The sequence below is a fragment of the Acetobacter papayae JCM 25143 genome (assembly GCF_000613285.1).
Taxonomy (GTDB): domain Bacteria; phylum Pseudomonadota; class Alphaproteobacteria; order Acetobacterales; family Acetobacteraceae; genus Acetobacter; species Acetobacter papayae.
The window spans coordinates 1-18,375 of record NZ_BAIN01000035.1; the positions used below are offsets into that span (position 1 = coordinate 1).

10 protein-coding genes and 5 pseudogenes are annotated in these 18,375 nt (G+C 61.9%); 6 read left to right on the plus strand and 9 right to left on the minus strand.

Features of this window, described 5'->3' with window-relative positions:
* The 3 genes and pseudogenes from JCM25143_RS18390 to JCM25143_RS09390 form a co-directional block, all read left to right on the plus strand.
* Window positions 1–1,546 (plus strand): annotated as a pseudogene (locus tag JCM25143_RS18390) (S41 family peptidase); the annotation flags it as partial.
* A 62-nt stretch (window positions 1,547–1,608) separates the two neighbouring features.
* A complete protein-coding gene (locus JCM25143_RS09385; RefSeq protein ID WP_025860925.1) occupies window positions 1,609–1,950 on the plus strand; it encodes a DUF1491 family protein in 342 nt (113 codons plus the stop codon).
* A gap of 193 nt (window positions 1,951–2,143) precedes the next feature.
* The gene (locus JCM25143_RS09390; protein ID WP_025860926.1) at window positions 2,144–3,301 is read left to right on the plus strand and encodes an OmpA family protein; all 1,158 of its coding nucleotides are present in this window, start codon (window positions 2,144–2,146) and stop codon (window positions 3,299–3,301) included.
* Between the two features lie 99 nt (window positions 3,302–3,400).
* On the opposite strand, the pseudogene cysK reads toward JCM25143_RS09390, so the two are convergent.
* Window positions 3,401–4,386, minus strand: a pseudogene (cysK, locus tag JCM25143_RS18395) (cysteine synthase A).
* A gap of 154 nt (window positions 4,387–4,540) precedes the next feature.
* On the opposite strand from cysK, the gene JCM25143_RS09400 reads away from it, so the two are divergent.
* Window positions 4,541–4,990 carry an RrF2 family transcriptional regulator gene (locus JCM25143_RS09400; RefSeq protein WP_025860927.1) on the plus strand — a complete coding sequence of 150 codons (450 nt, stop codon included), beginning with the start codon at window positions 4,541–4,543 and terminating at the stop codon, window positions 4,988–4,990.
* Between the two features lie 106 nt (window positions 4,991–5,096).
* Here JCM25143_RS09400 and JCM25143_RS09405 read toward each other — a convergent pair whose 3' ends face one another.
* Window positions 5,097–5,648, minus strand: coding sequence for an Ig-like domain-containing protein (locus JCM25143_RS09405; RefSeq protein WP_025860929.1), 552 nt, complete (start codon window positions 5,646–5,648; stop codon window positions 5,097–5,099).
* Window positions 5,649–6,029: 381 nt separating this feature from the next.
* Here JCM25143_RS09405 and JCM25143_RS09410 point away from each other — a divergent pair, with 381 nt between their 5' ends.
* Together JCM25143_RS09410 and parE are read left to right on the plus strand one after the other, a co-directional pair.
* Window positions 6,030–6,551, plus strand: a complete 522-nt coding sequence (locus JCM25143_RS09410; protein ID WP_025860930.1) for a hypothetical protein — start codon at window positions 6,030–6,032, stop codon at window positions 6,549–6,551.
* A 72-nt stretch (window positions 6,552–6,623) separates the two neighbouring features.
* Window positions 6,624–8,647: pseudogene (gene parE, locus JCM25143_RS18400) on the plus strand (DNA topoisomerase IV subunit B).
* A 300-nt stretch (window positions 8,648–8,947) separates the two neighbouring features.
* Here parE and JCM25143_RS18405 read toward each other — a convergent pair.
* The 7 genes and pseudogenes from JCM25143_RS18405 to mtnC form a co-directional block, all read right to left on the minus strand.
* Window positions 8,948–10,411, minus strand: coding sequence for a complex I subunit 4 family protein (locus JCM25143_RS18405; RefSeq protein ID WP_051543173.1), 1,464 nt, complete (start codon window positions 10,409–10,411; stop codon window positions 8,948–8,950).
* A gap of 117 nt (window positions 10,412–10,528) precedes the next feature.
* The gene (gene mutL, locus JCM25143_RS09425; protein WP_025860931.1) at window positions 10,529–12,514 is read right to left on the minus strand and encodes a DNA mismatch repair endonuclease MutL; all 1,986 of its coding nucleotides are present in this window, start codon (window positions 12,512–12,514) and stop codon (window positions 10,529–10,531) included.
* A gap of 34 nt (window positions 12,515–12,548) precedes the next feature.
* Window positions 12,549–13,079 (minus strand): DUF3035 domain-containing protein, encoded by a 531-nt coding sequence (locus tag JCM25143_RS09430; protein WP_025860932.1) that lies wholly within the window; start codon window positions 13,077–13,079, stop codon window positions 12,549–12,551.
* Window positions 13,080–13,134: 55 nt separating this feature from the next.
* Window positions 13,135–13,650 carry a signal peptidase II gene (gene lspA / locus JCM25143_RS09435; RefSeq protein WP_025860933.1) on the minus strand — a complete coding sequence of 172 codons (516 nt, stop codon included), beginning with the start codon at window positions 13,648–13,650 and terminating at the stop codon, window positions 13,135–13,137.
* Window positions 13,647–16,548, minus strand: a pseudogene (ileS, locus tag JCM25143_RS18410) (isoleucine--tRNA ligase). The gene lspA and the pseudogene ileS overlap by 4 nt, the downstream one beginning before the upstream one ends.
* 139 nt (window positions 16,549–16,687) lie before the next feature.
* Window positions 16,688–17,629 carry a bifunctional riboflavin kinase/FAD synthetase gene (locus tag JCM25143_RS09445; protein WP_035370898.1) on the minus strand — a complete coding sequence of 314 codons (942 nt, stop codon included), beginning with the start codon at window positions 17,627–17,629 and terminating at the stop codon, window positions 16,688–16,690.
* Window positions 17,626–18,374: pseudogene (gene mtnC / locus JCM25143_RS18415) on the minus strand (acireductone synthase). The gene JCM25143_RS09445 and the pseudogene mtnC overlap by 4 nt, the downstream one beginning before the upstream one ends.
* Window position 18,375 lies beyond the last annotated feature (1 nt).

Below are 18,375 nucleotides of genomic sequence, written 5' to 3' on the forward strand. Positions count from 1 at the left end.
CACAGAGCCCCGCCCATCCCGCAACTCCGCCCCAGACAGCAGAGGCCGCACCCACAACACCGCCCCCACCGCCCATGGATATGACGCTGATCCACTCGGTCATTGCCACGGCGTTGCAGTTTCTGGGGCCACGCACGCTTGAAGCCCATAGCAGCCGTGACTTCACGCTCTGGGGGCTGGGCAGTGTCACCGCTCTTGACCCGTCGCTCTCCTTCGATGCGCGCGGCGCGGATATCCGGCTGCTGCTGGGCCAGACCCCGATTCTGTCGCGCGTAGCCCCGCCGGCGGAGGATGCCGAACAGTGGGCCCAGCTCGCCACGGATTTTCTTGATTCTGCCCGCAAGCACTCCTCCGCCGTGGCAACTGCCAGCCGCGAGGAACTGCTACAGGCGTTTTTTGACGAGCTATTCAACCATCTCGACCCGTATTCGCGCTATATCGGCCCGTCTTCCGCGACCACGGACCGTCAGGCCCGCGCGGGTGGAGAGGCCGATGCAGGCCTGACGCTGACACAGAGCGGCCCGCACATCGTCATTGCGTCCATTAACGCCAACGGCCCTGCTTGGACCGCACCGCTGGATACGGGCGAGCGGATTATTGCCGTCAACAAACGCCCGACCGCAGGCCAGAGTGTAGAGACCGTGCGCGAATGGCTACGTGGCGAGCCCGACAGCCTGCTGTCCCTGCGCCTACAGGCACCGGGCAAGCGCACGATCCGCACGGTAACGCTGCGCCGCGCCAAGGTGCCGCCTGAAACCGTATTCGCCTTCGCCAGCGGTTCTATCGTGGTGCTGCGCATTACGGCTTTCTCAGCCGATACGGCAGAAGAACTCAGCCAGTATCTCGATCAGGCCGTGCAGGACAAACATCTGCGAGGCTGATCATAGACCTGCGCGGCAACCGAGGTGGCGTGCTGCAACAGGCCATGACCGCCGCCGCCCTGCTGCTTGACCGGGGTGTGGCCGCCATTACCAGCGGGCGCGACCCGCAGGCCAACCATATCTGGGCGGTAGAAGGCGGGGACATGACCAACGGCCTGCCTATCGCCGTGCTGGTGGACGGGCGCTCGGCCAGTGCTGCCGAAATTCTCGCCGCCGCACTGGCGGACCATCGCCGTGCGGTCGTGATTGGTAGCGCCACACTGGGCAAGGGCCTTGTGCAGACCGTGGCGCAGTTGCCCGATGAGGGCGAACTGTTTGTGACCTGGAGCCGGGTTATTGCCCCGCTGCTCTGGCCGTTACAGGGGCTTGGCGTCATGCCCCAGATCTGCACCAGCCTTGGGGCACTGGAAACCGGGCGGGCCATGCGCGATCTGGCCGCGGGGCAGCTTGATAACCTGCCGGCTGTCGTCGCCTCGCGCGCAGCCCGCTACCCTGTGCCGGTCTCACGCATCATGGCCATTCGCCGGGCCTGCCCGGCGGCTCTTGGCACCGATACCGACCTGAGCGTTGCACGTGATGTGCTGGAGCATGACGCCTGGTACAAAACGGCACTGGCCGCCATACCGGATGAAGCCGCTCCCGCAGCGCCTGCTCCCGCCGCACCGGCCACATCCCCTTCGGCTACACCAGCCGTGCTTCCGGCCTCGCTACCCGCGCAGGGGGGGCCATGACCGCGCCACCACGCCTGAAAACCGATATCCTTGCCCGTGCCCTCGTGCGCGAATCCGCGCGTGATGGCCGCTCGGCCATGGTGCTGCGCAAAGGTGATGCGGATGCAGGGGGGATTCTGGTGGTGTTGGTCAACCGCGCGGGCGATGGTGTTGTTCTGAGCCAGACCCGTACACCAGATGGTGATCCGGCATGGATACGCGCCTCAGGCCCGACCCCGCTGAACGCACAGGATGTGCAGGCCTACACGGACCGGCAGCTAAAATACGACCCTGACCTGTGGGTGCTGGAAATGGAAAGTGATGATTTCAGCCCTCCGTTTCAGGCAATGCTGCTGTGATACAAACGGGTAGAACCGTGGCATACGTCACACGCCTGCAACATTTATTGCATGGAAAAAGGCCGGGTTGGGGAAAACTCCCTCTCATGCCTGTTGCGCCAAAGGCCAGTTTCCAGCAAAGACAACAGGCATGTGCCTCTTTACATCCCGTGTCACACTTGATGTACCACACCGCCACAGCGGGGAGAATTCCATGACGCCACGTAAGGCCCTGTTTGTGCGGACCGCGCTTTCCGTGCCTCTGGCCGCCGGGTTGCTCCTTGCAGCGGGCAGCGTAATGGCCCAGCCCGTGCAGGGCCTGTATGTCAGGGGTGAAGGTGGTGCCACCTTCAATCAGGATCAGACCGTACGGGCTTCCAACGCCTTCCCCTCCGGGCGGGATAGTTGGCACACAGGCGGCGTCGGTATTGGCGCCGTAGGCTGGGGCTTGGGCAACGGCTTTCGTGTGGAAGTCGAAGGCGACTACCGCAGCATGGCCTACAAGCAGTTCGTCAATAGCAACCTGTCCTCCTCGCAGGTTGGTGGCCGCAGGCAGACCTATGGCTTCATGGCCAATGCTCTGTTTGACCTCGATATCGGCAAGCCTTGGCTGTTCCCTTATTTTGGCGCGGGTATCGGCTATGGCTGGACCGCCATGCGCACTTCCATTCTGGCCACCAAGGGCAACGATACAGCCAATGAAACCATTGGCGGCACCTTTGGCAACTTCGACTATCAGGGCATTTTCGGCCTATCCTTCCCGCTGCCCGGCGCTGTCGGGCTGTCGGCCACGGCGGAATACCGGTTCTGGACCATGCTTGGCCCGCAGTCGCATGGGGTCGTATCCACTGGCACTCTGGGCGGCACGGACGGCACGCATTCCTATGCGAGCATAAGCGGCCACCACGACACGCAGACAGACTTCAACCATTCGCTGATGCTGGGCCTGCGCTACGAGTTCAACCCCGCACCGCCCCCGCCGCCGCCCGCACAGGTTCCTGCTGTGCCAGCCCCGCAGGCGGCACGGAGCTATCTGGTCTTTTTTGACTGGGACAAGGCAAGCCTGACGGATCGTGCGCGCTCCATTGTCAATGAAGCCGCACAAGCTTCGTCCCATGTCGCGCTGACACGGATTATTGTCTCGGGCTATACGGACAATTCCTCCGCCCATCCGGGGCAGGCAAGCGGCAAGGCCTACAACCTCAAGCTGTCCCTGCGCCGTGCGGAAATCGTCAAAGCCGAGCTGATGCGTGATGGCGTGGCTGGCACGACCATTGACGTGCATGGCTATGGCGAGGCCAATCCGCTGGTTAAAACCGGCCCCAATACCAGAGAACCCCAGAACCGCCGGGTTGAAATCCTGTTCCGCTAAACACCGGCGCCAAGGGGCTGGATTTAGCTAGGAACAGAAACAGATTACCACAGACCGTGCAGGTAGAATTTTGCCTGCACGATCTGGCTAAAAAGGGCCTTACAGGCCCGTAAACAGGGATGTAGACAGGTAACGCTCGGCAAAGGACGGCGCGATGACCACAATAGTCTTGCCCTTGTAGCGTTCTTCCGCCGCCAGACGCAGCCCCGCATGCAGCGCAGCCCCTGAAGAAATACCAATCGGAATCCCTTCAAGCCGGGCGCAGCGGCGGGCAGCGGCAATGGCCTCACGCTCGGATACCGTCAGAACACCATCAAGCTGTTCTGTATCGAGTGTGGCGGGGCAGAACCCCGGGCCGATTCCCTGAATGCCATGCGGGCCGGGCTCATCCCCATTGAGAATGGCGCTTTCAGCCGGTTCCACACCAAAAACCTCAAGCCCTTTACGGCGCGCTTTCAGTGCGGTGGCAATACCCGTTGCCGTGCCCCCCGTACCCACACCGGCCACAACCACATCCACATCGCCAGCAGTGTCCTGCCAGATTTCCTCTGCCGTGGTCGCGGCATGCACGGCGGGATTGGCCTGATTATCGAACTGATCGGGCATCCAGGCATCGGGCGTTTCGTTGAGAATTTCATTGGCACGGGCAATAGCCCCGGCCATGCCAAGGCGTGCGGGGGTCAGTTCCACCTGTGCGTCCATCAGGCGCAGCATCCGCCGCCGCTCAATAGAAGCACCCTCGGGCATGGTGACAACCAGCCTGTACCCGCGCGAAGCAGCAACAAATGCCAGCGAAATACCCGTATTGCCCGATGTAGCTCCACCAGCAGGGTTCTGCCGGGGGTAATCAGCCCACGGCGCTCGGCATCCAGCACCATGGCCGCCCCGATCCGGTCCTTGACCGAACCGAGCGGGTTGAAGAATTCCAGCTTGATCAGCAGACGCGCCTTGAGGCCATCATCCTGCGTAAGATGAGGCAGCGCCACCAGAGGTGTACCCCCCACCAGATTCACAACCGAATCGTAAACACGCCCACGCGGCGCCGCAAAACCATACCCTTCTGCTTTTTGCGTCTTCGTCGTCATTCCTAGCCCCGGTTGCACTGTTTACAAAACACACATGCTTATAATACGAAATAACAACGTAGATAAACAAGCGCTCCCCTGCTATACCGTAATTCTGAACAGGAAAACAGCGGGCCATATTCTGCCTGACAACAACAACCGGAAGGATGTTTTCATGATTCTCCGACGCGACAGGGCAATGACAGCCGTACTCATCATGCTGGATGTTGCTTTTTATGCTGGCCGCGCCGGTACCGTCAGTGCGGCTGATATCGCGGAACGATCAGGCCTTGTGCGGCGTGGAATCGAACCCCTGCTTCAGGCCCTGTCACGCTCCGGCCTGCTGGAAAGCATTCGCGGCCCGCGTGGTGGCTACAAGCTGGGCCGCCCCCGGCGCGATATTTCGCTGGTCAGCATTATCAGCGCAGTCGCGGGGGATGATCAGACCGAAGACGGCACGGCCCCCGGCCCGCTGCTCCAGCGCGTGATCGAACCATGCTGGGCGGAATACGAGGAAACTCTGACCGAAAAAATGGAACAGACCACGCTGGACGACTTGGTACGCCGTGCCGAAAAATCCGGCCTCAAGCGCCCGCTGAGCGAGCCCATCACGTTTTCGATCTGATACGCTACGGGCCGGTTTACGGCCTTGCCCCGCGGTTCATACAAAAACGGCGCCTGCCTAGCAGACGCCGTTTTTTAATGGGTTAGCAGTTTTAAACCGCCCTACCTCAGTGCTTGCTCTTGGCTGCCGAAGCAGCGCGATGCACCGTGGCTTTTTTCTTGCTCTTGCTAGCAGGCTCTGCCGCCGGGGCCGGGCCAGTCACCGCTGGGTGGGGCACGTAAACGCCTGTGGCATCAACCTGTGCCGTTACAGTCAGCTTGGTGCGCTGCTGGCCGGGGCCGGGCACCAGAATGACCGTAAACGTATCCTGCCCGGCATAAGCCAGTGTGGGGGTGTAGGTTACGTGCGTATCGTTATCCAGCGAATACATGAACGCCTTGCCGTGTTCAGGCACCGGTGCGACTCCGAAAGACGCATAGGCCTTGCCATCGGGCTGGGAGATCAGCAATTCGCACAGCCCGTCATCCGAGCGGACGGTCATGGTGGTGGACAGCTGGCCATCGGCCCCCTTGACCACGGGCGTGGTTTTACACACCGCTGATTTTTTCATGTAACCAAACGGATTGGGAGATCCGACATGAACCGGCCCACTGGTTGTTGCACAGCCAGCCAGCATGCCACCGGCCATAACCAGCCCGGCAATTCCTCTTAAGCGCACTCCACAGCTCCGCTTCATTTCTGTTGAACTTGTTGTTTTCGCCGCCCGCCATCATCCAACCGGACACGTAGCGCCGCAAGACACGATAGAGATCGTTTTTTTGTTTAAAACATCCCGCGGCAGGAAGAAAGAGGCCCCACGCCAACGCACGGCACCTTCGCAACAAGGCTGGTGTGTCCAAGCATTGTTTTACCGTGCGGATAGCCCTAAAACAGCCTGTCTTTCCCGCCATCATTTCCTGTGGCACCGGCCCTCGCACCTGAGCGGTTGCTGCAAGGAGCAGGAAGCGGCAGAAAGACATGCTATTTCGGTTTTGTTCTGGCCCCAATACGCACCGCCCGGTCTGTGGTTGTGTGGAAGCGCATCTGTCGGAGGTACCGCATGTCCCTTTCCCGTCTTCTTGCCGCAGGTATTTTTGCTGCGGGCGTGGCGCATGGCTCCGTGTCATTCGCCGCCAGCCCCTGCGGCCATTCTCCCGCGCATGAGGCTTTCAGCGTACAGGGCCTGAAAAGCGAGCTGATGGTTACCGCCCTCAAATGCTCCGCGCAGGACCGCTACAATGATTTCGTGGCCAAGTTCCGCCCCGAACTGCTCGCTGCCGAATCCAAGCTGAACGGTTATTTCCGCTCTGTTTACGGCCGCAAGGGCCAGCAGGAATTCGACAACTACATCACCCAGCTCGGCCTTGTGCAGGAAGATGCGGGCCTGCAGTCCGGCACGCTGTTCTGCCAGCAGCGCGTTTCCATGTTTGACGAGGTAAAGGCCCTCGAAAACGCTGCGGATCTGGCCAACTACGCAGATGGCAAGGACGTCGCCCAGCCTTCCACCTTTGAAGCCTGCGCAGCGCCCAGCACGTCTCACCCCACGGCTCCCACGCGCCGCCGCACCACCCGCAAGGCCTGACCTGCCGCAAGGGGCGTGCCCGGCACGCCCACTGCTTGACGAATCAGCCTTAAAGCGGGACAGACTTCGTGCATGAGTGATCTGTTTTCCGCACCGTCCGTTCCTGGTGGCTCCGGCCCATCTTCCACCCGCGCGAAGAACACGGAACCTCAAGCCTATGATGCTAGCGCCATCGAGGTGCTGGAAGGGCTTGAGCCTGTTCGCCGCAGGCCCGGCATGTATATTGGCGGCACCGACGAAGCCGCCCTGCACCATCTGGCTGCGGAAATTCTTGATAACTCCATGGATGAAGCGGTGGCGGGCCATGCCACCACCATCGATGTCCGTCTGGATGCCGAAAACCGCCTGACCATCCGTGATAACGGACGCGGTATCCCGGTTGATCCGCACCCGCGTTTTCCCGACCGCTCGGCCCTTGAGGTCATTCTGACCACGCTGCATGCGGGCGGTAAATTTTCCGGCAAGGCCTATGCCACATCAGGCGGTCTGCACGGGGTGGGTTCCTCGGTCGTGAACGCCCTGTCCTCGCATATGGATGTGGAAATCGCGCGTGAGCGGGTTTTGTGGCGGCAGTCCTATGCCCGGGGCAAGCCTGTCAGCCCGCTGGAGCAGGTGGGAACTGCTCCCAACCGCCGTGGCACACAGATCAGCTTTCAGCCCGACCCGGAAATTTTTGGCACGCAGCTTTTCGCACCCGCGCGGCTGTTCCGGCTCTGCCGCTCAAAGGCCTTTCTGTTCCGTGGGGTGACCATCCGCTGGTCCTGCGACCCGGCGCTGATCCGCACGGGGGATGAAACCCCCGCCGAGGCTGTACTGCATTTCCCCGGCGGGCTGGCTGACAGTCTGGCCGATGAGCTTGGCACCAACCCGCCTCTTCTTACCCCGTTCTGGCCGGTGAAGCACCACTGCCCGCCGCGGCCGATGGCTCGGAAAACGGCAAGGTGGAATGGGCGGTCGCCTTTCTGGAAAGTGGCGCGGCCTCGCTGGTTTCATACTGCAACACCATCCCCACCCCACAGGGGGGCACGCACGAAACCGGCCTGCGCAATGCGCTGGTCAAAGGACTGCGCGCATGGGGGGACCAGCGTTCGGTCAAGAAAGCCTCGGCCATTACCGCCGAGGATGTTCTGGGCATGGGCGCGATCCGGCTTTCAGTGTTTATCCGTGATCCGCATTTTCAGGGTCAGACCAAGGAAAAGCTGACAACGACCGAAGCCGCCCGTCTGGTGGAAACCGCCCTGCGCGACCGCTTTGACCACTGGCTGGCGCAAAACCCACCACAGGCAGATTCGCTGCTGGCCTTTGTTGTGGAACGCGCGGAAGAACGCCTGCGCCGCCGTGAACAGAAGGACACGCCCCGCAAAAGTGCGACCCGCCGCCTGCGCCTGCCCGGCAAGCTGACGGACTGCACGCGTGAGCAGGCCTCCGACACCGAAATCTTTCTGGTGGAAGGCGATTCCGCCGGTGGATCGGCCAAACAGGCCCGCAACCGCGAAACACAGGCCGTGCTACCGCTGCGTGGAAAAATCCTCAACGTAGCCAGCGCCACATCTGAAAAACTGCGCGCCAATCAGGAACTGCATGACCTGATCGAAGCTCTTGGCTGCGGGTCGGGCGACTCTTTCGACCTCAGCCGTCTGCGCTACGGCCGCGTTATCATCATGACCGACGCAGATGTGGACGGGGCGCATATCGCCTCGCTGCTGATGACGTTCTTCTACCGCGAACTGCCCGAACTCGTGCGGAATGGCCACCTCTACCTTGCCCAGCCGCCCCTCTACCGGCTGACACAGGGTGCAAAGAGCGTGTACGCCATGGACGATGCCGACCGTGATCGCAAAATGAAGAGCGAGTTCAAGGCGCGCGGTAAAATCGATGTCTCACGCTTCAAAGGGCTGGGAGAAATGCCCCCTGCCGATCTGAAAGAGACCACGATGGACCCCAAACGCCGCACGCTGCTGAGGGTTGTAACGCCGCCGGAAGACCGCATGAGCACCCGCCAGCGGGTAGAAAGCCTGATGGGCCGCAAGCCCGAGCTACGCTTTGCCTTTATTCAGGAACATGCGCGCTCGGTGGACGAACTGCTCGATATCTGAAGCCCGATACCCTCCCCGCTGGAAAAGCAACGGGGAGATTGGCTAACGACCATAATATAGCGGAGAAAATCCGGGAGCATGCCCGGGCTTTGCCTGCCGCCGATATGCCCCGCATCTCTGCGGGCCAACCGACAAGCACATTAATAACAACACGATGCAAAACCTGAGTTCTGCCGCTTGATAAGCGGCTGCTAGAACCCGGTTTCTACGGTCTATGCACGCCGCCCCCAGCCTAGCGGCTGGCTACATGCACGATATCCTGCACTGCTCCCCCATGTGCCGCAGCACTCAGTCCACTGGCTACATGGCCATGAACCGCTGCATAACCACCGGGTCAAACAGGCGGGTAAAGGTTGAGGGGTGAACACCCATCCACAGGGTTACCACAGCCAGAGGCACTAGAACGGCCATTTCGCCCGCCGTGAGGTCACGCAGCAGGCCCACCGTGCCTTTTACGCCGCCAAACAGCACCCTGCGATACAGCGAGAGCATATAAACCGCGCCCAGAATCATGGTGCTTCCCGCCAGCAGCGCGACCCATAGCGAGACATGCACAGCGCCCATCAGCACCAGCAGTTCCCCAACGAAGGAACCCGTACCCGGCAGGCCGACATTGGCCATGGTAAACAGCATGGCCAGCAAGGCCAGCATGGGCATCTGCCGTGCCACGCCCCCCAGCGCATCAATGTCGCGGGTTTCAGCCCGCCATGCCACCGCCGCCACGCAGAAGAACAGGGCGGCAATTACCACACCATGCGAAAGCATCTGGAAAATGGCGCCGTCTATCCCTTCCGCTGTCAGGGTAAACAGCCCGACCGCAATCATGCCCATATGCGAGAAGGAAGAATATGCCACCATCTTTTTCATGTCAGACTGGGCATAGGCCACAATGGCGGCATACAGGATGGCCGCAACCCCGAGTGCTAGAATATAGGGCGCAAAAATCCGTGCCGCATCAGGGAACATCAGCACCCCAAAACGCAGCAGACCATAGGCCCCGGTTTTGGACAGCACACCCGACATCATGGCCGTGGCCGGTGTGGGGGCTTCCGTATAGGCATCGGGTAGCCAAGCGTGCAGGGGGAAAAGTGGCAGTTTGACACCAAAAGCCAGCACAAAGGCCAGCAGCAGCCAGCCCTGCAACGGCTGCGAAAAACCCGTTTGCATCAGGGTGGGAATATCGGTTGTGCCGGTCTTGAGCCACATGGTGATCAGCCCGACCAGCATGAAAAGCGAGCCTGCAAAGGTAAACAGGAAGAACTGGAGCGACGCCCAGACCCGTTTCTGCCCACCCCATATCCCGATCATGAGGGAGCCGGGAATAAGCGTTGCTTCGTAAAACACGTAGAACAGCACAAGATCCTGCGCGGAAAACAGGCCGAACAGCGCTGTTTCGAGCATCAGCAGCATGGCCACGAAATCGCGCCCCTGTGTCTGCACACTACGCCAGCCCGCCAGAAGCGAAAGAGGAGTGAGAAACGCTGTCAGCAGCACAAACACAAGGCTGATACCGTCCACCCCGGTATGGTAGGTAATGCCATATTCACCCAGCCAGCCCAGCCGTGTTTCATACTGCAAACCGGGCTGTGTGGGGTCGAACCCGACCCAAAGCAGAACACTGAGGCCAAGCGTTACAAGCGTTGTCCACAGGCCAAGCCACCGCGCGGCACGATCCCGCTCCTGAGACGCGCCGGGGCACAGAAAGGCCACCAGCGCACCTGCCAGCGGAAGATAGGTTATCAGCGAGAGGAGGATCGGCTGCACGACTTCACCGCCTTATGGGTTTGTTTCGTAATGCCCCATACTGCGCCTTTTCACCCTGCGATACCAGCGCGCCACCGTTCACGTTCTGCCGAACTGCACCGATAAAAACACCCCGGATCAACGGCGTCCGAACAAACGCTCCAGATCGCCACGGCTGAGTTTCAGCCAGGTTGGCCGCCCATGCGAGCAGGTGCCCGCAAGTGGTGTGGCCTCCATCTGGCGCAGCAGGGCGTTCATTTCCTCGGCACTCAGCCTGCGCCCCGCCCGTATGCTGCCATGGCAGGCCATACGTGCGATCACCGCATCCAGCCGCCCGTCGAGTGCTGCCATTTCGTCTGGTGCGCCGTGCTCATCGCGCTCCAGTTCATCGGCCAGATCACGCAGCAGGCCTATTGCATCGGTTGCGCCGAGCATGGCGGGCAATGCGCGTATCAGCACGGACTGGCCGCCAAAACCTTCGATTTCTACACCGAGTCTTTCCAGCAATGGTGTGGCGGCAAGCAGGCTTTCCACCTGAGCGGGCGGCAGATCCACGACATCAGGCACCAACAGACGTTGTGCCTGCACCCGCCCGGAGAGGAACTGCTGGCGAAGCCGCTGATGGGTCAGCCGCTCATGGGCCGCATGCTGGTCTACCAGAATAAGGCTGCCATCCGCCGCAACAGCCAGAATATAGGTATCGAGCACCTGTGCCACAGCCGCACCCAGCGGATACTGCACCGCAGGCTGACCCACTGTATCGTCACCACTCCCAGCAGCTTCGGGCATCTCGGCCGGTGGGGCTCCGGCCTCATGCGGCGGAGTTGGGAGAAGAGCCGCAGGCTGGATCATGCGGGCTGCGGGAGGGGCATCAAAACCCAGACGTTTTTCGGCAAAACCGCTCGCGGGAAAACCCGTAAACGGCGGGGCGCCACCTGCCAGTGGTGCCTGTGCCGCCAAATGCCCCTGCACCGGACGCTCTGGTGCCGGAGCCGCCGGCCCGGCCGTGTTTTCGGGCGGATACCAGATACGGGCCTGCCGCCCAAGGCCCGAAGACAGAACCGGGCGCACACCCGCCACACCGGCCCCATGCTCAAGCGCTCGCTGTATGGAACCAATCACCAATGAGCGCACGGCGGCTTCATCCGCAAAGCGCAGTTCTGTTTTGGCGGGGTGAACGTTCACATCCACCATCTGCTGCGGCACGCTCAGGGAGAGTGCAACCACCGGGTGCCGTCCCGGCTCGATCACCCGGCGATACGCAACCCGGACAGCCGTTCGCAGTAGCGGGTCCACCACCGGGCGGCCATTGACCAGCATAAACTGCCCTGCCGCCGTGGCCCTGTGCACCGAAGGCGGGCAGATAAAGCCCGACAGCACCATGCCTTCACGCTCGCCACTGACACTAACAAGGCCATTGGCCTCCGTCGCATCCAGCAGGGCCGCAGCCCGCGCCTGAAGGGTTTGGGCTGGTAGATCAAATACGAGCCTGCCATCGAGCGTCAGACGAAAAGCGGTGTCGAAAGCAGCCAGAGCCAGCCGCCGCACCACGCTCTCGGCATGGCGCCCTTCCACCCGCGCGCTTTTAAGAAATTTACGGCGAGCCGGAGTGGCAAAAAACAGGTCTTCCACCACCACACTGGTGCCCGGCGCGCCCGAGGCGGGGTGCGGAGGCGTTACCCGCCCACCTTCCACCCGGATACGCCATGCCCCGCTCTCGCCCTGCGGGCGGGAGGTAATGTTCAGCCGCGCGGCAGCCCCTATGGAGGGCAGCGCTTCACCCCGGAAACCCAAAGTGGTGATCTGCACCAGCGTATCGTCACGGAGTTTGGACGTGCAGTGCCGTTCCACCGCCAGCGCCAGATCGGCCGCGTTCATGCCGCAGCCATCATCGGTGACGATCATGCGATCAATACCGCCGCCTTCCAGCGCGATATCAACACGCCGGGCACCGGAATCAATGGCGTTTTCGACCAGTTCCTTCAACGCCGCCGCCGGGCGCTCAATAACCTCGCCCGCAGCAATCCGGTTGACCACAACCTCGGACAAACGCCGCACAATCCCCTGCCCCTCCTGAGAAGGAGCAGAGGACGGCGGCACGGCAAAAATATCGTCAGCAGACATGAAAACAGACGGGCCTTTCAGAACAGGCGCCGTGTCACGACCCGGACTTGCTGGCCTTCTGGGTCGGTGTCACGCCCTGCGTGGGCGGGTTGCCAAGCGCTGCATTGGTTTTCAGGCGGCGGTTTTCTTCGTTGGTGTCCACCACGGAGCCCGCATTATGGCCTTTCCAGAACATAAGCTGCTCGATAAAGCCCGAACCCGCAGCCCCAAGCTCACCTTGATCCGGCACATCGGATGCGGCGGTCGCCTCGTTCACAAGAATGGACTGACCTTCGCTCGTATCGCCGGTGGAGCCACGCAGCGCCACATCGGGCGAAATGGTTTCAAGCGCCTGCAGGCGTTCGCTTTCGTCCTGCCTGCGTTCATCGCCCTTTGTGGTGGGCTTGGTCAGTTCATCTGACGGCGGCATGGACAGCGGTGCACGGGTCGTGACCGTGTACTCGTCAGGCATGCTGCGCTCCAGACCAAAGGCCCGTGCGGCCTCGTTGCCGGAGCAGCCGCTCAGCATAAGGCAGCTACCAAGCAGCAGCACCGGAGAAATCAGGGTTGAAACACGCCGCACCATCATCTGCCTTCTACTCATCCTGAAAAGCCCCGACACTGCGCGGGCTGGCTGTATCTCACGGTGTCCTGTCGGCCTGACTGGCCGCACTGCCCGAAAGGCAGTTTTGCACCAGCAGCACACAGACAGAGCACACTATAGCGGAATCAGCGACGTTGAACACATACCATGACCAGCCAAAAGCATGGGCATGCAGAAAATCAACCACCGCCCCGTACCGCACCCGGTCAATGACATTGCCCACGGCCCCACCGGCCACGGCCCCCACGCAGGCCGCCGTAAGCTTGCTGGGCGTGCGGAACATCCACACGGCCAGCAGCGCCACAACCGCCAGCGCAATAACCGAAAACACAATCCGCCCTGCCCCGCCAAAGCTCGAAAACATGCCAAATGTCACGGCATGATTCCAGACCATGGTAAAGTTCAGGAACGGCAGCACCGGTACCGACCCCCGTGCGGGCAGATCAAGCCCGTAGAGAATCCAGAACTTGCTGAGCTGATCAGCCGAAAGCACGAGCATCAGCACTAAAAGCCCGATACCCGCCGGGCGCAGCATGAAAGGACGCCCGCTCACGCGCGCTCCAGCCCCTTGCTGTCCGCCACGACACTGGCGCAGCGCAGGCACAGCCCCGGATGCTCGGGGTCAGCCCCGGTTTCAGGCAGGACTTTCCAGCACCGCACGCATTTCTCACCCGCGGCCACGCTCACCACAGGGGCTCCATGCAGGGTGCCCCCTTCATCGGCATCCACGTAAACCGAGGAGCTGGTGGGGTCGATCACGACATCCACATACGACACAATGGCCAGTTCGGCCCAGTCCACGCCAGCGAACAGAGCTGCTTCCTCTTCCGACAGGGTCAGTTCAACCTGTGCCTGCAGGGAAGAGCCAATCTGCCCGGAGCGGCGCGCGCCTTCGATTTCGGTGGTGATAACACGCCGCACCGCACGCACACGGGTCCAGCGTTCTTCCAGTGCCGGGTCGTTCCATTCCACCGGCATGTCCATGAACGCCTGTTCATGCACGCTGTTTTCACGCCCGAAGCGGGCACACCATGCCTCTTCCGCCGTAAAGACCAGAACCGGGGCCAGCCATGTGCTCAGGCAGCGGTGCAGGATATCAAGCACTGTCCGCACTGCGCGCCGTGTGGGCGTGGCCGGGCCATCGCAATACAGCGTGTCCTTGCGGATATCGAAATAGAAGGCCGAAAGGTCGGTCGTGCAGAAACCGTGCAGCGCCGGATAGACGCCCACCCATTCATGCGTTTCCACCGCGCGGGCCACAAGCCCGCCCAGCTCGGACAGACGATGCAGCACCCAGCGTTCCAGCTCGGGTAGTTGCTCATACGGCAGGGTTTCGGCCTCGGTAAAGCCGTCCAGACCACCAAGCAGCCAGCGCAGCGTGTTGCGCAGGCGGCGGTACAGCTCACCCTGCTGCTTGAGAATTTCCTTGCCGATCCGCAGATCGTCATTGGTATCGGAATTCATCACCCACAGGCGCAGCACGTCAGCACCCAGCGAGTCATTGACATCCTGCGGGGCTACGACATTGCCGAGCGACTTGGACATCTTGCGGCCATGCTCGTCCAGCACGAAGCCATTCGTCACCAATGCGCGGAACGGCGCCACACCCCGTGTGCCAACACTTTCAAGCAGCGAGGACTGGAACCAGCCGCGATGCTGGTCCGAACCTTCAAGATACAGATCAGCCGGGAAGCTCAGCCCCGGACGCCCGAGTACGAAGGAATGGGTGGAACCACTTTCGAACCAAACATCGACAATATCGAAAACCTGTTCGTAATCGTCAGGATTACGGCCTTCGCCCAGAAAGCGCTCGGGCGGGGCACTGTACCAGGCATCCGCCCCTTCGGAGCGGAACGCCTCGACCACACGGTTCATGACCTCTGCATCGCGCAGCACTTCGCCCGTGCGTTTTTCCACGAACACGGCAATTGGCACGCCCCATGCGCGCTGGCGGCTGATGCACCAGTCCGGGCGGGTACGCACCATGGAAGTCAGGCGGTTGCGGGCCTGCGCGGGCACGAAGGTTACATCCTCGAGCGCCTCGAGCGCTTTTTCACGCAGCGCGCTATCCCCATCCATGCGGATGAACCATTGCGGCGTGGCACGGTAGATGATGGGCGCGCGAGAACGCCATGAATGCGGATAGGAGTGGACAATCTGCCCACGCCCCACCAGCGCTGGGAGCCTTACCCGTGCTGTTGGCGCGTTCCATGACACCGGCCAGCGCCTCGCACACCACATCGGCCGCCTTGAACACATGCACACCGGCAAAGCCCTGCACCCACGGCGCGTATGTGCCATCAGCCAGCACCACTTCCGGCACTTCGATGCCATAGGCGCGGCAGAGCTGGAAGTCATCCTCACCATGGGCAGGGGCCTGATGCACAAGCCCGGTGCCTGCCTCGGTCGTTACGAACTCGCCGGGAAGCATCGGCACATCGAAATCATACCCTGCACCGCGCAGCGGATGGGCGCACACGGCTCCCTCCAGCGCGCTGCCAGGCAGAGTATAGACGATGTGATGGGCCTCGACCTTTGCCTCACGGCAGAAAGAATCCACCAGCGCTTCAGCCACCAGCACCTTGGCACCGGGGACCAGCGTAGCGCCCTCGCCCGTTTCATCCACCCGCAGCACCACGTAGGTAATGTCCGGCCCGAACGCCAGCGCGCGGTTACCCGGAATGGTCCATGGCGTGGTGGTCCAGATCACCACCGATACATCGGTCAGCGCATGCAGGGGCGTGGGGTCATGAATGACCGGAAACGCCACCAGAATCGTGGTGGAGGTGTGATCGTGGTATTCGATTTCCGCTTCGGCCAGAGCGGTTTTTTCAACCGGGCTCCACATGACCGGGCGCAGGCCGCGATACAGCCCGCCATTGAGCAGAAAACGCCCGATTTCCTCGACAATGGCCGCCTCGGAGGAAAAATCCATGGTGGCGTAACGGTTATGCCACTCGCCCTGCACGCCCAGACGCTGGAATTCCTCCATCTGCACGCCCAGCCAATGGCCCGCATAGGCCCGGCATTCGGCCCGGAACTCGAGCACGGGCACCGTGTCCTTGTCGCGCTTGGCTTTGCGGTAGCCTTCTTCCACCTTCCATTCGATAGGAAGGCCGTGGCAGTCCCAGCCCGGCACGTAGCGCACGGCGTAACCCGCCATGCGGTGGGCGCGGTTGATAACGTCCTTGTTGATCTTGTTCAGGGCGTGACCGATATGCAGGTTGCCGTTGGCGTAGGGAGGGCCATCATGCAGCGTAAAGACCGGACGCCCCTGCGCCTGCTCCGCCAGCCGCGCATCCAGCCCGCTTTCCTGCCAGTGCTTCAGCCATTCGGGCTCCTGCGTGGGCAGGCCACCGCGCATGGGAAAGGATGTACGCGGCAGAAACACCGTATCGCGATACTGATCGGCGAGGTCTGTCTTATCCGGGTCGCTGGCGGTTTTGGTCATGAGCGGCAGGGGTCACTTCAGTTCAGGTTCAGGGCGCGGGCGAAATGCCTGGCGCGGGAGCGGGCTACAGATTTCCATATGCCGACCAGCGCGCGCATTCCCTTATCAAAAAGGAAACCCGCAGGGTCAAGTGCGACAATCAGGAGAGGGTGTTCCCCAGCAGGTGGCGGGCCTGTTCCGCATCCCGCGCGATCTGGGCCTTGAGCGCGTCCAGACCGTCAAAACGCTGCTCACCACGCAACAGGGCATGCAGGGCCACGGATAGGGTCTGGCCGTACAGGTCGCCCTCGAAATCAAACAGATGCACTTCCAGCCGGCTTTCCTGCCCATCGTTGATGGTGGGCCTGCGTCCGATATTGGCCACCCCGAAAACCGACTGCCCACCGGGCAGGCGCACCGTTACGGCATAAACCCCACGCGCGGGCTCCAGATGCCGCCCCAGCGGAATATTGGCGGTAGGAAAACCCAGCAGACGCCCACGCTTGTCACCATGCTGGACCTCGCCACGGATAGCCCATGCCCGCCCAAGCTCGGCTGCTGCGCGCTCGGGGTAGCCATCCTGCAACAGCATACGCACCCGGCTTGAGGAATACGGCCCCGTAGCATCCGCCAGAGCCGGAACCTGCGTGCAGCCGATACCCAGAGCCAAGGCCTGCTCGCCCAGCAACGCCACAGTGCCGCCGCGCCTGTGCCCAAAGGCAAAATCCGGCCCGCAGCCCACATGCTTCAGATGCAGCGCTTCATGCAGCACCTCGCGCACGAACTGGCTCGCGGTCAGTTCCGCAAAGGCGGCATCAAAGGGTATCTGAAACACATGGCGCACGCCCAGCGCTTCCAGTGCGGCCAGCCGCTCATCGGACAGCGTCAGCCGAAAAGGCGGGTCCTGCGGGCGAAACAGCTCACGCGGGTGCGGCTCGAATGTTACCACCGCACGCGGCAGATCCGGGCGCGCGGCATAGACGGTGTTCACCAGATGGGCATGACCCAGATGCACGCCATCGAAATTACCCAGTGCGGCCGCACAGCCATGGGCCTCAGGCGGGATATTGCGCCAGTCCGTATACAGGCGGGCCTTTGTCAGCACGGCAGTGCCCTTTCCGCCTCACCCTGCACGGTGCCGGACAGGCCAAAACGCTCCACCGCCTCCGCAATATCAGCACAAACCGGGTGGCGCTGGCTTGCCACCGTCGCATCTTCACACGGGCAATCTGGCAGACCCGCAGGCCCGCCTCTGATGCGGCGTCCAGCTCAGCCTCGACATCGGACAGGAACAGCACATCCGCCGCCTGCCAGCCTGTTTCGGCCAGAATATTGCGGTAGCTCTGCGCTTCTTTCTTGCCGCCCACGCGCAGGTCAAAAAAGGCGCTGAACAGCGGGGTAACATCCCCCTGTTCCGTATAGCCGTAAATCAGCCGCTGCGCCGGTTCAGAACCCGAGGAATAAACCGCCAGCACCACACCCGCCGCATGCAGCGCACGCAGGCAGGGCACGACATCGGAATACAGGTCCGCCACCAGTTCACCCTGCCGGTAACCACCATCCCAGCACAGGCCCTGAAGGGTCTTGAGCGGCTCTACCTTGGCATCTTCATTCATCCAGCGTGAAAGCTGTTCAGCCGGGGGCACGCCGGGGGCCAGTTCGCCAATCTGCGCTACGGCGCGCATCACCACCGGGTCAGTAGCACGGTCGGCCAGCAGGGCAGCGAGATGCTGCCTTGCATAGGGAAACAGGACATTGTGCACAAAGGACACCGGCAGGGTCGTGCCTTCGATATCCAGCAGCACCACGTGCGGCGGAACGGTCTGCTCAGGGGCCTGCAAAGTCATG